Annotated in this window: 12 protein-coding genes; 4 read left to right on the forward strand and 8 right to left on the reverse strand. The window is 34.5% G+C overall.

Translation table 11 applies throughout. The features are described from left to right. The first annotated feature begins 6 nt into the window (after positions 1 to 6). A complete protein-coding gene (locus OQ292_RS15050) occupies positions 7 to 1,434 on the forward strand; it encodes an efflux transporter outer membrane subunit (protein WP_284682966.1) in 1,428 nt (475 codons plus the stop codon). A gap of 450 nt (positions 1,435 to 1,884) precedes the next feature. Here the strand turns inward: OQ292_RS15050 and OQ292_RS15055 are convergent, their stop codons facing one another. The 3 genes from OQ292_RS15055 to OQ292_RS15065 form a co-directional block, all read right to left on the reverse strand. Next, positions 1,885 to 2,730, reverse strand: a complete 846-nt coding sequence (locus OQ292_RS15055) for a TIR domain-containing protein (protein ID WP_284682967.1) — start codon at positions 2,728 to 2,730, stop codon at positions 1,885 to 1,887. A gap of 115 nt (positions 2,731 to 2,845) precedes the next feature. After that, complete coding sequence (locus OQ292_RS15060; RefSeq protein ID WP_284682968.1) at positions 2,846 to 5,278, reverse strand: ABC transporter permease; 2,433 nt, start codon at positions 5,276 to 5,278, stop codon at positions 2,846 to 2,848. Continuing rightward, positions 5,271 to 5,972, reverse strand: coding sequence for an ABC transporter ATP-binding protein (locus OQ292_RS15065; RefSeq protein ID WP_284682969.1), 702 nt, complete (start codon positions 5,970 to 5,972; stop codon positions 5,271 to 5,273). The genes OQ292_RS15060 and OQ292_RS15065 overlap by 8 nt, the downstream gene beginning before the upstream one ends. Before the next feature lie 144 nt (positions 5,973 to 6,116). On the opposite strand from OQ292_RS15065, the gene OQ292_RS15070 reads away from it, so the two are divergent. Beyond that, positions 6,117 to 7,526 carry a sigma-54-dependent transcriptional regulator gene (locus tag OQ292_RS15070; RefSeq protein WP_284682970.1) on the forward strand — a complete coding sequence of 470 codons (1,410 nt, stop codon included), beginning with the start codon at positions 6,117 to 6,119 and terminating at the stop codon, positions 7,524 to 7,526. A gap of 12 nt (positions 7,527 to 7,538) precedes the next feature. Here the strand turns inward: OQ292_RS15070 and OQ292_RS15075 are convergent, their stop codons facing one another. The 4 genes from OQ292_RS15075 to OQ292_RS15090 form a co-directional block, all read right to left on the reverse strand. Continuing rightward, positions 7,539 to 8,009 carry a sterol desaturase family protein gene (locus tag OQ292_RS15075; protein WP_284682971.1) on the reverse strand — a complete coding sequence of 157 codons (471 nt, stop codon included), beginning with the start codon at positions 8,007 to 8,009 and terminating at the stop codon, positions 7,539 to 7,541. Positions 8,010 to 8,144: 135 nt separating this feature from the next. Continuing rightward, positions 8,145 to 8,885, reverse strand: coding sequence for a ribonuclease III (rnc, locus tag OQ292_RS15080; protein WP_284682972.1), 741 nt, complete (start codon positions 8,883 to 8,885; stop codon positions 8,145 to 8,147). Further along, a complete protein-coding gene (fabF, locus tag OQ292_RS15085) occupies positions 8,885 to 10,138 on the reverse strand; it encodes a beta-ketoacyl-ACP synthase II (protein WP_284682973.1) in 1,254 nt (417 codons plus the stop codon). Before fabF ends, rnc begins: the two co-directional genes overlap by 1 nt. Before the next feature lie 183 nt (positions 10,139 to 10,321). Further along, complete coding sequence (locus OQ292_RS15090) at positions 10,322 to 10,558, reverse strand: acyl carrier protein (RefSeq protein ID WP_284682974.1); 237 nt, start codon at positions 10,556 to 10,558, stop codon at positions 10,322 to 10,324. A gap of 132 nt (positions 10,559 to 10,690) precedes the next feature. Between OQ292_RS15090 and OQ292_RS15095 the strand changes: the two genes are divergently transcribed. Then, positions 10,691 to 11,113, forward strand: a complete 423-nt coding sequence (locus OQ292_RS15095) for an IPExxxVDY family protein (RefSeq protein WP_284682975.1) — start codon at positions 10,691 to 10,693, stop codon at positions 11,111 to 11,113. Positions 11,114 to 11,129: 16 nt separating this feature from the next. Here OQ292_RS15095 and OQ292_RS15100 read toward each other — a convergent pair whose 3' ends face one another. Further along, positions 11,130 to 12,221, reverse strand: a complete 1,092-nt coding sequence (locus OQ292_RS15100; RefSeq protein ID WP_284682976.1) for an ATP-grasp domain-containing protein — start codon at positions 12,219 to 12,221, stop codon at positions 11,130 to 11,132. Positions 12,222 to 12,494: 273 nt separating this feature from the next. Between OQ292_RS15100 and OQ292_RS15105 the strand changes: the two genes are divergently transcribed. Next, the gene (locus tag OQ292_RS15105; protein ID WP_284682977.1) at positions 12,495 to 13,802 is read left to right on the forward strand and encodes a DUF2851 family protein; all 1,308 of its coding nucleotides are present in this window, start codon (positions 12,495 to 12,497) and stop codon (positions 13,800 to 13,802) included. Positions 13,803 to 13,931: the final 129 nt, after the last annotated feature.

Consider the following 13,931-nt stretch of genomic DNA (forward strand, 5'->3'; position numbering starts at 1 on the left):
AACCGAATGAAAAAACTAAAAATATATCAATTAGCGATTCCGGTGGTGGTTAGTTTTCTGGTGCAATCTTGTTTTGTGGCAAAAAACTATCAGAAACCGGAGTTAAGTACCGAGAACTTGTACCGCACAGATTTAGACCTAGATAGTAATTCTTTGGCTTCTATGTCGTGGGACAAGCTTTTTACAGACCCTGTTTTACAAGGTTATATTCGTAGTGGTTTAGAGAATAATTACGATATGCTTATCGCATTGCAAACTCTAAAAGCCGCTGAATCTAATATGTTGCAAGGTAAAGAGTCTTATTTGCCAACTTTAGATATAGGCCCAACTTGGACACACCAGACTTATTCACAAAACAGTCAGTTTGGTAGGTTATTTACTGGTTCTTTAGATCAGTTTGAATTAACAGCAAATGCTTCGTGGGAGGCTGATATTTGGGGTAAAATTAGAAGTACAAAACGTTCGGCTATAGCTGCTTATTTAGGTACAGTGGCAGCCCAACAAGCTATTCAAACTGAATTGGTTGCTAACATAGCTTCAATTTACTATCAGATTTTGGCGGCTGATGCACAGCTTAAAGTAGCTGAATCTACATTAGAAAACAGAGTTTCAAGTGTTGAAGTAATTCATTCTCTTAAAGAGTCTGGTAGTGTAAATGAGGTAGCTGTAAAGCAAACAGAAGCACAGCAATACGGTACAGAGATTATTATTCAAGACTTAAAGTACAATATCAAAATTCTTGAAAATACATTAAGTATCTTATTGGGCGAAGCTCCAGGTGAAATAAACAGAGGAAGCTTTGAGGCACAAACTATTGATGCAGAGGTTACCCCCGGAGTGCCTGCTTTATTGCTAAGTCGCAGACCAGATGTAGTAAGTGCCGAGTTTAATTTTAGACAAGCTTTTGAAAATACCAATATTGCAAAGAGTAATTTCTATCCATCGCTTACTATTTCAGCTTCTGTTGGTTTGCAAAGTTTAGAACTCAGAAACTGGTTTAGTGCCAACTCTATCTTTTCTACTTTAATAACAGGTATTACTCAACCAATTCTAAACAAAAGACAGATAAGAACAAACTACGAAGTTGCTCAGGCTAATCAGCAAACAGCTTATTTACAATATGAGCAAACATTGTTAAATGCAGGCAAGGAAGTGTCTGATGCTTTGGCGACTTATAAAAACGAAACAGAAAAACTAATAATAAGAAACAATCAACTCGAAGCATTAAAAAATGCTGCTGATTACTCAGATGAGTTACTCCAATATGGTTTGGTAAACTATTTGGAAGTACTTACAGCAAAAGATAGTGCATTAAATACCGAGTTAGATTTAATAAGTAATAAATACAACCAGCTAAATGCGGTAATTACATTGTACCGCTCATTGGGTGGTGGTTACCAACCTCTTCCCGTATTAACAACAGAAGAAAACTAACAAACAAATACATCATTGAATATACATAATATTTGATAAGTTGACTTTAACATGAAAAAACCTGATGATATATATCGTCAGGTTTTTTGTTTAGTACGAGTATAAAGTAAAATACTATTTTGAATATGAAATGTACAACTGGTATTTATCTTTAATTCTGCAGGTTAAATACCAACTCCCACTTATTTGATTGGATTAAAATTAAAGCTTATAATTAAGTTGCTTTAATGGAGGAGCCTCTAACTTCCATTTATTCCAACTTCACAAAAGGCTATTGTTTACACTGAATACTTAAAAAAGAAGGGCCAGTTGAATTCAAACATGGTTTATGGCTAGATATAAAATGCTTAAGTTTACTGAACCTTCAACGCGAATATATATCTACTAAGAGTAAATCGCAAGCGATAAAAATGATTCTTATTTTTTGAAAAAATGATATAAGGACAAATATTATCTTTGTAAGATAGTAGATATTATTTTGAGCATTCCTGTATCGAAATTTTCGCCACTAATATCTGTTGTGAGAGATTCTTTAAGTCTTCGAATAATTTCTGGTAAGTTATTTTTTAATTGGATGTATCGAGATAACTCGTTTTGTAAGTCTTCTATACCTCTTTGTTTAGTTCTTCGCTTTTGTATGGTGTTATCTATATCTGCAATTTCATGTTCAATAATATCTAGTACTTCATCTGTAAAACTTCTATTAAAAAAATCTTGATCAATAGAACAAGGGATAAATTTTTTGTTTGCGATTACTTCTCCTGTAGTTGTGAGTATTGTTTCCATGGCAACCCAAGCAGAGATTAAGCTATTATTAGAAACCAGCGAAAGAGTAATGTCATTTTCTCTAATACATCTCTCGATAAATAACTTAATATCTTCACCAGCGTGCATGCTTTCAGAATCTATCGCAACACTTATTCCGGTAATTTCTAGTTTTTGTTTAACCCTCTCAGCAATTTCTATGTCTTTGTGGTTGTAAGAGATAAATACAGTTGGTAACTCTGCAAACTTATTAGCTGAGTTTGCATTTTCATCATAACTTATTTCACTTAGGTATTCTAAAATAGCATAAGTTATTTGAGCTCTTGTTTGCTGAGAGTTACTTTCAGAAATAATACCCATCCGTTCTTCTTTCCTTAGATTGCTTAATCTGGCAGATTGCAAGATAATTTTATTATGGATTTCTGTATTTTGTGTAATATTGAGTAACTCATCTATTGCTTTTTTTAGATTACCAGAAGCAATAAAAGTTTTTATATGATCTATCGACATGGCAATTGATTTTCCTGTCATAATTTAGGTAGATCATTTGATTTCTGCAAAAGTTCAATATTCGACTTATTACATTTTAATAAAAAAGATCAACTATATAAATAATAGCTGATCTTTTGTTGAGATTACAAGATTTTTATTCGTACTTGAGCGCTTTTACTGGGTTAGTAAGTGCAGCTTTAATAGCCTGAGAACTTACTGTAAATAAGGCAATTATAACGGCAGTACCACTGGCAATAATAAAAACTCCTACACTTAAATCTATGCGATAATTGAAATCGGCTAACCAATTATCCATAAAGTACCAAGCAACTGGCCAAGCTATAAGAGAAGATACCATTACCAACAGTAAAAAGTCTCTGGTGATCATTAAAGTAAGGCCACTGGTAGAAGCTCCCAGAACTTTTCTAATTCCAATTTCTTTGGTGCGTTTTTCAGCAGTGAAAGAAGCCAGACCGAAAATGCCCAAGCAAGCAATAATAATGGCAAGCACTGCAAAGCATACAAACAGATTCATTACTTTCTCTTGGCTTTGGTAAAGCTGATTAATATCTTCATCTAAAAAAGTAAAATTAAATGGAGCTTCAGGAGAGTATTTCTTGTGAATCTTTTCGATATGGGCAATACCTTCTTGTGGATTATTAGGATCTAGTTTAAAAGACATCCAGTTTAACCATTGGTTAGATAGCTGAAACATAACTGGTGAAATAGTATAATCTAAAGATTCGAAGTGGAAGTCATCAACAACACCAATAATTTTTCCTTTCTTCGGCACAAAATCCATAATGGTATATTCGAAAGTAATCCCTTCTACCTCTTTGCCAATTGGGTCTTTTAAACCGAGCATTTCCATCGCCGATTTATTAATAATGAAAGCATGGTCTAAATCACTCGGAATGTCTTCGGAGAAATTTCTACCCATAATTACCTCTACATCATATAGATTAAAAAAGTCTGCATCACTGGTTACAGTGGTTAAAGAATAGGTTTCGCCACCTTGTGGGTTAGCAATGGCATCTTGTATTTTGTAGCCAAGATTGCTAGTTAGGTTGCGAGTCATTCTTTTGTTGGTAGAGGTCATCGCAGTTACCGAAGGACTTGCCAGAATTTCTCTTTTAATTGCATCGTATTGTTTTACAAAGTTTGTGTCGGGTACACTTACAATCAAAATGTCATCGGTAGTAATTCCCAAGTCTTTATTTCTCAAGAAACTAAGTTGATCTGAAATTACGATTGTACCAATAATCAAAATGATTGAAAGGCTAAACTGAGTTATTACCAAGCCTTTTCTTAGTGCTACAGAACCTCCGTTTGAAGTACCTTTGTTGCCCTTTAAAACAGCTGCTGGCTTAAATGCCGAAAGGAAAAATGCTGGGTAACTGCCTGCTATAATTCCTGTAACTAGAGCCAGAATAATGAAAGTGGCAATAATTGGTAAGTCTTTTACAAAATCAAGTACTAATGTCTTTCCAGCTAGTTCATTAAAAAATGGCATCGAGATTTCCGCAACCAATAAAGCTAATACAAGTGAAAACACAGATATAATAACCGATTCACCTAAAAACTGTAAAATAATCTGGCTTCTGTAAGCGCCAGCTACTTTACGTAAACCTACCTCTTTCGATCTCTCTGCTGAGCGAGCTGTGGAAAGATTCATGTAATTGATACAGGCAATGAGTAGAATAAATATTGCTACAATTGAAAAGATATATACATTTTCTATACTTCCATTAGGTTCTAGCTCACCTCTTAAATGAGAGTGAAGATGGATATCAAGCAGGTTTTGAGACATAAGACGCACAAAGTCTGATGCACCTTCACCAAATGTGTGGTTTTCTATAAAGTCTTCGGTAGAAGCGTTAAAAGAAGCAATATCGTAATTGTCTTCTAACAAGACGTAAGTTGTTTGTGAGCCTTCTCCCCATTGTGTTTTTACCCTATCAGAGTAGATATAGTCACCGGTTTTCATGGAGACAAAGGCACTGTAATGTGCATGAGAGTTTGTTGGAATATCTTCCATCACACCCGAAATCTTAATCTCATATGTATGGTCTACGGTTACTGTTTTACCAATTGGGTTTTTGTTGCCGAATAGTCTTTTTGCTGTAGACTCATTAATTACCATTTGAGTCGGCTCTGTAAGAACTTTATCAGGGTCGCCATGAATCAATTTGTAATCAAAAACCCTAAATATATTTGGGTCGCAAATAGCGATGTTTTCTACAGTAAATTCCTTTTCATCAAACTCCATTTGAAAAGTGCCAGATCTGCCAATTCGAACTACTTCTTCAAGTTGGCCATCGTAAACAGATTCTAGTGTAGGCCCAAGAACATAAGGTGTAACTGTGCTACCAACAAACTCACCTTCTTGGTTTTTGTATTCCATGTAAACTCTGTAGATTCTATCTGCTTTTGAGTTAAATTTATCGAAACTCAATTCATCCTGCACATATAGAATAATGAGAATACAGGCAGCCATACCTACTGTTAATCCTAGAATATTTATAAGGCTGAATATTTTGTTACTCAGCAAGTTTTTAAATGCAACTTTTAGGTAGTTCTTAAACATGACTCATTTGTTTTAGTATATCTTCTTTTATAATCTGACCATCGAACAGGTGGACTTTTCTATTGCTGTATGCAGCATCGTGCATAGAGTGGGTAACCATTACAATGGTAGCTCCTTTGCCATTTAAATCAGACAAAACCTTCATTACTTCGGTGCCATTTGCACTGTCTAGATTCCCTGTAGGCTCATCGGCGAGTATTATTGCCGGATCGTTTACAATAGCTCTGGCTATGGCAACTCTTTGTTGCTGACCGCCAGAAAGTTGCTGTGGGTAATGTGTTGCTCTGTGGATAATATCCAACTGAGAAAGCACATGGTTAATTTTTTCTTTTCTTTCTTTGCTGCTTAATTTGGTATATATCAATGGCAGTTCTACATTGTCGTATACATTAAGCTCATCAATCAGATTAAAACTCTGGAAAATAAAGCCGAGGTTTTCCTTTCTCATATCGGCCTTTTGTTTTTCTCCTAAATGGCTAATATCTTTTCCCTTAAAAAAATATTTACCTGAATCAGATTGATCTATTAAGCCCAGCATGTTTAGCAAAGTAGACTTGCCACAACCCGAAGGTCCCATAATGGCTACAAATTCTCCTTCATTTACAGAAAATGAAACTTGTTTTAAAGCGGTGGTTTCAATTTCGGTAGTTTTGTAAATTCTACTTATTGATTCTGTTTTTATAATTTCGTGCATATTTGATAAATTGAATGCAGCTGTAAAAAGCAATTTTACCTCAACTGTTTCAACTAATGTACTTTAATGTTTAAGTGATTGATAATCAGTTGTATAATTTTAAATTAATCAAAATTTTTTAAACAAAGTGTTTCATCGGGAAACATGGACTGTTCCAATCTGAAACAGTGTTTCGAATCAGACATGCAAGATACAGAAGGTATTATACTAGTAGTGGACAACGACAGTGATGTTTTATTTACTGCAAGCCTCATTTTAGAAGATGATTTTGCAGAAGTGCATACTGTACAAAAGTCAGAAGCAGCTTTTTCTTTTTTGGGCAAAAATGATGTTGATGTTGTTTTGCTAGACATGAATTTTACAAAAGGGGCAACTTCTGGTAAGCAAGGCTTGAGTTTGCTAGAGCAGATAAAAGAGATATACCCAGAAGTGCAGGTGATTATGTGTACTGCTTTTGGAGATATTGATTTGGCAGTAAGCTCTATGCAAAAAGGAGCTTGCGATTTTGTGATGAAACCTTGGGAACCAGTTAAACTGATATCTCGCATCAATAAAGCATTGGCAAATAAACAAAAGTTAGAGGTAGCTCAAATAGAAGAAGTAAGTGAAACAGAAACACAAAGTCGATTGGTGTTTCTGTCCACAGCGATGCAGGAGATAATGAAGTTGGTTGAAAAAGTGGCTGCAACTGAAAGTAGTGTTTTGATTCTTGGAGAAAATGGAACAGGAAAAGGCTTATTGGCTAAAGAAATCCATCGTTTATCTCAGCGAACTCATAAACCTTTTGTACAAATAGATTTGGGCTCTTTGCCTGCCAGTTTGTTCGAAGCCGAGTTGTTTGGGCATGCAAAAGGAGCCTACACAGATGCTGGAGAGATGAAAAAAGGCATGATTGAGATGGCTGATGGAGGTACATTGTTTTTAGATGAAATTGGCAACTTACCACCAATGTTGCAAGCCAAATTGTTAACTGTGGTACAGAGTAAAAGAATTGTAAGGATAGGAGAGATGGAAGAGCGATCCATAGATTTTAGATTGATTAGTGCCACTAATATGCCACTCGAAGAAATGATGGAACAAAGTAGAGATGGCATGCCTGCTTTTAGGAGAGATTTGTTTTTTAGGATCAATACTGTTGAAATTGTTTTGCCGCCATTAAGAGAGCGAGTAGAAGATATTCCTTTGCTAACTTCTCATATTCTGCAAAAACTAGAAAATAAGTATGCTAAAAAAGAGCTTAAGCTGAGCCAAGAAGCATCTATAAGTTTAAAAAAGCACTCTTGGCCTGGCAATATTAGAGAGTTGGAACAAGTACTAGAAAGAGCTGTCATTCTATCAGATAGTGAAGTTATTGAAGCTGAAGCTTTAAAACTGCGAGGAATACATCAAAGCTCTAATACGAATACTTTGGAGAGTTTAAACCTAGAAGAGATGGAAAAACAAGCCATTGTAAAACTCATCGATAAGCACAAAGGGAACATGACCAAGGTAGCCAAAGAGCTTGGTGTGGGTAGAACTACACTTTACAGAAGATTACAAAAATATGGCTTGTAAATGGACTGAATTTCAGTGTTTTACCTTTTTCAATAAATCTTCTTTCTTGTACTTTTTGGGAGCATATAAAAAGCCAAATGCTTCGGCACCTTCTTTTGTATGTACTTTGTGATGTACATAATGGGCATTCATTATTCTTTTTAGATAAGAATTATTTGCCTTAAAGTTTATTTTAATTCTTCTGTGTACGATTACATCATGAAAAACAAAGTAGAAAATTCCGTAGGCTGTAATGCCAAAACCAATTGGTGCTAAAAACCACAATGGAGCTATTTCGAAGCCTATAACAATGGTGATAATTGCTGGAATACTGAACACGAGGGCAAATAAATCATTTCGTTCTAGAGTGTGATGGTGGTGTGTATGGTGTGAGCGATGCCAAGTCCATAAAATACCATGCATAATATACTTGTGAGTAAACCAAGCGGCTCCTTCCATCAACAAAAAAGTACCTACAATCAGAAATATATAAATTGCTACCATCAGTACGGAATTGATTCAGTCAAAATATTAAATGAAAGATAGCTTGTGTTGAGTCTATCTTTCATATTAAAACCCTAACAAAGTGTTCGGTTGATTGTTGGTGAAAAAAGCTATTTTTAGCCAGTTTCTTTGGATTTATATCACGCCTAAAAACTCACAAGCTTTTCGAGCAGCATCTTGTTCAGCTTTCTTTTTACTCAAGCCAAAACCTTCAGAAACATCTTCATTATCGATTGTCAGTTTTACTTTAAACTGCTTTTTGTGTTTGGCTCCAACTTCTTCAATTACACTAAAATTGATTTGCCTGTTGTATTTCTGACACCATTCGATAATGGTACTTTTAAAATTATTGGTTGTTTCTATGATCTCAGTAAGATCGTAATGGGGGATAATGAGCTTTCGAATAATAAAAGTTTTGCAAAACTTAAAGCCTTTATCGAGATATACAGCTCCGATAAAGGCCTCAAGTGCATCACCGAATAAAGATTTGTGTGTAGCACTACTTTTCTTTTTGCCATCGAACTCAACAAGCGTGCTAAGTCCTATTTTGTTAGCTAGCCTGTTAAGCGATTCACGGTTTACAATTCTAGAGCGAATTTCAGTGAGAAACCCCTCTTCTTTATAAGGGTATTTTTTGAAAAGATACTCAGCTACTACAGCACCGAGAATAGCATCTCCTAAATATTCGAGCCTTTCATTAGATTCTTTTAATCCTTTCTCGTTGACTTTGGCAATAGAAGTATGTTTCATTGCCAATTTATATAGCTCTACATTTAAAGGTGTAGTGCCAACAATTGTACGAACTGCCCGGATAATTTCTTTATCCTTTTTCGAATAATAACCTGTCCAATATCTAAAGTATTTTATAAGGTTCACTAGTTGTCATATTTGCGCAGCAAGATAGAACAATTATGTCCTCCGAAGCCAAAAGTATTACTTAATACTGTTTTAACTTCCCTTTTCTGAGCCTTATTAAAAGTAAAGTTCAAATTAGGGTTAAATGTATCATCATCATTAAAATGATTGATAGTTGGAGGGATTGTTTGCTTTTCAATAGCAAAAATCGATGCGATTGCTTCAATCGCTCCGGCAGCACCCAATAAGTGGCCAGTCATAGATTTGGTAGAACTGATGTTTAATTTGTAAGCGTGTTCACCAAATACAGTTTCAATAGCTTTTACTTCACTAATATCGCCAAGTGGAGTAGAAGTACCATGAACATTAATATAATCTACCTCATCTGGTGAAATACCAGCATCTGAAAGAGCATTTACCATTACCATTTTAGCGCCTATACCTTCTGGGTGTGGTGCAGTAATGTGGTGAGCATCAGCAGACATACCGCCACCGATTACTTCTGCATAAATTTTAGCGCCACGAGCTTTTGCATGCTCAAGTTCTTCTAAAATTAATGCGCCAGCACCTTCACCTAATACAAAACCATCTCTTTCTTTATCAAATGGTCTTGATGCTGTTTCAGGACTGTCGTTTCTTTCTGAAAGTGCTTTAAGCGCGTTAAATCCACCAATACCAGATTCAACAACTGCAGCTTCAGAACCACCAGATATTAAAATATCAGCTTTACCTAAACGGATGTAGTTAAAAGCATCAACCATTGCATTTGTTGAAGATGCACAAGCAGAAACCGTTACAAAGTTTGGTCCTCTAAATCCAAAGTTGATAGAAATATGTCCGGCACTTAAGTCGGCAATCATTTTTGGAATAAAGAATGGGTTGAACCTTGGAGTTCCGTTTCCGGTGGCAAAACCACTAACTTCATCATGGAAAGTTCTTAAACCTCCAATACCCGATCCCCAGATTACACCTGCTCTGTCAAGATTAATTGCTTCTAGATCAAGGCCTGAGTTTTTCACCGCTTCCTCAGCAACTATTACAGCATACTGGGTAAATGGATCCATTTTTCTAGCCTCTTTTCTGTGGATATGATCTTCAATTTTGAAGTCTTTTATCTCACAAGCAAATTTGGTTTTGAAGTTTTCAGTATCAAATTTTGTGATAGGTGCGGCTCCGCTCACACCTTTTTCCAAGCCTTCCCAATACTCTTCAAGTGTGTTTCCTATTGGTGTAAGGGCTCCGAGTCCGGTAACGACTACTCTTTTAAGTTCCATAAAAAATTATGATTTTCAGCGGTCAAACTTGAAATAACCAAATTGTTTAGAAGTGTAAAGCTAAGTTATTTCTTAAATACAGACAATTTGCCTGTCTTGCTTAAAAAAATCAGACCTGACAGGTAATATCAAAAATGTTACAATATACCTGCAGGTCTAAAATGTCTTGAAAAAACCAGCGATTTAGCTTGCGTTTTCTTCCAGATAGCTAATAGCTTGTCCGACAGAGGTAATGCTTTCAGCCTGGTCGTCAGGTATTGAGATGTTAAACTCTTTTTCAAATTCCATAATCAACTCTACAGTATCTAAAGAATCAGCTCCTAAGTCATTAGTAAAACTAGCTTCTGGAGTAACTTCAGACTCTTCAACTCCCAACTTTTCGATTATGATTTTCTTTACTTTTTCTGCAATTTCTGACATGATCCTACAAAATTTATTTTAGTAATAAGTTGCAAATAAATACATTTAATGATTTAATCACAAAATTTGAATTGGAAATTTCCTGTTGAAATCATGCTATAAAATCTTGTAATTTTTAAATTTTTTATGACAATGGCACGTTTAAACGTTCCTTACGATTTTTCTTTTGAACTGATAGCCCTCCTAAGTAGCAAGAAACCACACAAGCTTGCATGGGAAATTAACCGTATTTTCGGTTTTAGCCTTATCAGAACTGTTGATATCTGCTTAAACTTTGATAAGGAGTTTGATATGTATTTTATCAATTATTTATACAAAACTGACCATCTTTCTGTGCGATTAATTAAAAATAAATCTGTATCTGATATGGAAAACCCCGGTGGATTTTTACTACCAGAGCTAAATCAGTATGATTATTTTTTAATAGTAGAAGATTTTTCAGAGGAATTAACCTCCGAATACATAGCTGATATTTTAAGAAACTTGCAAGGTATTGAGCACCTTTTACAAGTAGAAGCTGACAACCTGAAAAATAAAGAAAACTTGCTTTTTTAATTTCAATTATTCTAGGTCAGGCAAGCTTTTCCATCTCAAATTGAGTGGTATCTTCTTCAGTAATATCTTTTTTAGGAGTGTTTAAAAATGAAATTAACTCTTTTACAAAGGTGTAAAGAGGAGAATAAGAAACCCCTTTTTTATGGTTTGCATAGCCTATTTGTTGAATTATTGAAGCATGTTTAAATACATCTTTATAAGCATTTAGTAGTTTCATATTTGGGTCGTATACATGGGCTGGTTCAGAACTTACTCCATTTAACTCTAATATTTTTATGTTTTTTCCAAGGTATAAATCTTCTAAACTTTTTACTTTAAGATCAAATCGGCCATAGTTATATCCTTTAATATTTTTAGCAATTTGATCAAAAACAGACTCTAGCTGGCTATTTATTAAATGGTTACCATTTAAAAATTTTGTTCCTCTACAGTGATTACCAATTGGCTCCAATCTTATTCTTTCTCCATTTGGCAAAATATCGTTGAGTTGGTGGGCATATTTATTCAATAAATATTCTCTTCTGCCGATGGCTCTTGGTTTTGAATCAATTAGTTCTAATAAAGTAGCATGCCCATTGCCTTCAATTTCAAGAAATTCTTTCATTACCACAGAACTTATATGTCCTGTAGCTTCATTTGGGTGTCTGTAATACAATATGCCAAGTTCTACAGGGTAATCGATAAATTCCTGTAGAATAATATCTTCTTTGTTTTGGTCTAAATAATCTTTAAGACTTTCTATATTTTCAATCTTTTCTACGCCTTTACCTCTTTCGCCAATGTTTGGTTTTACTATTAAAGGAAGCTCGAGTCCTTTTTCTTTAATAAGGAATTGGATATCGTTAAACTGTGAGCCAGAATTAATAAATATAGTTTTGGGAAGGTACTTAGCATCAATTCTATCTAATACACTTATTTTAGACTCTCCGATAACACCACCGTATTTCATGCCGGGGTTGGTGGTAGAGAAATACATAAAAGATCTGGATTTGAAGGCCAAGTAAAAGCCATAGAAATATAATGGAATGTAGAATACTCCAAATGGCCAGTATTCAAACTCTTTCAGTTTTTTTATCTTTTGAACCATATCTGATGCGAAAGTTGGCATTGCTTTACTCAAATAATTAAGTGGAATAACAGAATGATTTTATCAGCAAGCAAAGCTAATTTGTAAGTGCTTGATGTGAGCCGATAAATTGCTAATTATTTGTAGAAATATAGTTCTAATTGCAATAATCCCCAATTAAGAATACAAAACAATATAGGTGAATTATTAATTCAGTGTAGTGCTATTTGCTCTTTTAGACTTTCAGTTTAAATATATAAAATGCCAATAATTTAGCATTTAATTCATTTTAATTTGAAATGAAAATGGGAAAATATGCAGGAAGCTTTTTTACATTACATCTGGAAACTCCAATACTTTAACCCTTCTGGCTTAAAAACTACTTGTGGTTTAGAAATAGAAATATTAGCTGCCGGACAACATAATTTGCATGCAGGCCCTGATTTTAGCAATGCCAAAATTAAAATTGGAAATATTATTTGGGCAGGCAATGTAGAAATTCATATAAACTCTTCTGACTGGCACGCACACAAACACCATTTAGATGCTGCTTATAATAATGTAATTTTACATGTAGTATGGTTAGATAAAGGAAAAAAAGCAGCCACTAAAGCTGAAGTTGAATTACCCATACTTGAATTAAAGCCTTTGGTAAATGAAAATTTGGTAAGTAGATACAACCAAATGTTAGAGAGTGATAATGTAATCTCATGTGCGAGTGATTTTTTTAAAGTGCCAGAAATTTACAGAAACTTTATGTTGGAGAAAGTGCTGGTAGAGCGCTTAGAGAAAAAAGCAGATGCAGTTTTACAATTACTAGCTAGTAATAAAACTGATTGGGAAGAAACGGCATATCAATTATTAATGCAGAAGATGGGCTTTAAAACTAACAATGAGAATTTTTTGCAATTAGCAAAGGCTATCCCTCATCATATCATAAAAAAACACAATCAGTTATTCCAGATAGAAGCATTGCTTTTTGGGCAGGCAGGTTTTTTAGATGCAGAATTAAATGATAATTACTTTATTAAACTTAAGAAAGAGTATAATTACTTATCTGCAAAATTCAATCTGAGTGCTAAAAAGCTACAAGTAAAGGAGTGGCAGTTTATGCGTTTAAGACCAGCAAATTTCCCCACAGTTAGAATTGCTCAGGCAGCAGCAATGCTGTTTAAGTTTAGAAAAATATTCGATATGCTCACTAATCAATCAAACCCGCTAGAAATTATTGAGCTATTTCATATAAAACAGTCGGCTTATTGGCAAAAGCATTACCATTTTGATAAAATCTTGGAGAGGGGAGTGCCTGCGATTGGTAAGCTTTCTAGAGAATTATTAATTATAAATGTAGTTGCTCCTTTGTTATTTGCCAGATCTAGATATTTAGATAAGCCAGAAAGCGTACAAATAATTTTTGATTTGTTGCTGAATCTACCTGCTGAAGATAATCACATTATCAAACATTGGAAACAAGCTAATACCAAAGTTAGTAATGCTTATGAGTCTCAGGCTTATCTGGAATTGTTAAATATTTATTGTAAGAAAAAGCAATGCTTGCAATGTAGAATAGGCTGTTTTTTATTAGGTAAAAAATATTCGGAGTTAGCAGTAATAAATTTTTAATGAATGAATGTATTTTCATATAAAATAATTACTTTTGCACTCCGAAATTCGGAAGGCTTAGCATAAATAAGCCTGATTTAATTTAAAACCGGGATGAAGATAGCGACTGAGTACCGGTATTGTATAACA

This window comes from Chondrinema litorale (assembly GCF_026250525.1).
GTDB lineage: Bacteria > Bacteroidota > Bacteroidia > Cytophagales > Flammeovirgaceae > Chondrinema > Chondrinema litorale.

What these genes read in the sequence shown, in the direction of transcription:
- OQ292_RS15065 (WP_284682969.1), bottom strand. Translation starts at nt 5,972, where the DNA reads ATGCACGAAATTATAAAAACAGAATCAATAAGTAGAATTTACAAAACT.
- OQ292_RS15060 (WP_284682968.1), bottom strand. Translation starts at nt 5,278, where the DNA reads ATGTTTAAGAACTACCTAAAAGTTGCATTTAAAAACTTGCTGAGTAAC.
- fabF (WP_284682973.1), bottom strand. Translation starts at nt 10,138, where the DNA reads ATGGAACTTAAAAGAGTAGTCGTTACCGGACTCGGAGCCCTTACACCA.
- OQ292_RS15095 (WP_284682975.1), top strand. Translation starts at nt 10,691, where the DNA reads ATGGCACGTTTAAACGTTCCTTACGATTTTTCTTTTGAACTGATAGCC.
- OQ292_RS15050 (WP_284682966.1), top strand. Translation starts at nt 7, where the DNA reads ATGAAAAAACTAAAAATATATCAATTAGCGATTCCGGTGGTGGTTAGT.
- OQ292_RS15070 (WP_284682970.1), top strand. Translation starts at nt 6,117, where the DNA reads ATGGACTGTTCCAATCTGAAACAGTGTTTCGAATCAGACATGCAAGAT.
- OQ292_RS15090 (WP_284682974.1), bottom strand. Translation starts at nt 10,558, where the DNA reads ATGTCAGAAATTGCAGAAAAAGTAAAGAAAATCATAATCGAAAAGTTG.
- OQ292_RS15055 (WP_284682967.1), bottom strand. Translation starts at nt 2,730, where the DNA reads ATGACAGGAAAATCAATTGCCATGTCGATAGATCATATAAAAACTTTT.
- OQ292_RS15075 (WP_284682971.1), bottom strand. Translation starts at nt 8,009, where the DNA reads ATGGTAGCAATTTATATATTTCTGATTGTAGGTACTTTTTTGTTGATG.
- OQ292_RS15105 (WP_284682977.1), top strand. Translation starts at nt 12,495, where the DNA reads ATGCAGGAAGCTTTTTTACATTACATCTGGAAACTCCAATACTTTAAC.
- OQ292_RS15100 (WP_284682976.1), bottom strand. Translation starts at nt 12,221, where the DNA reads ATGCCAACTTTCGCATCAGATATGGTTCAAAAGATAAAAAAACTGAAA.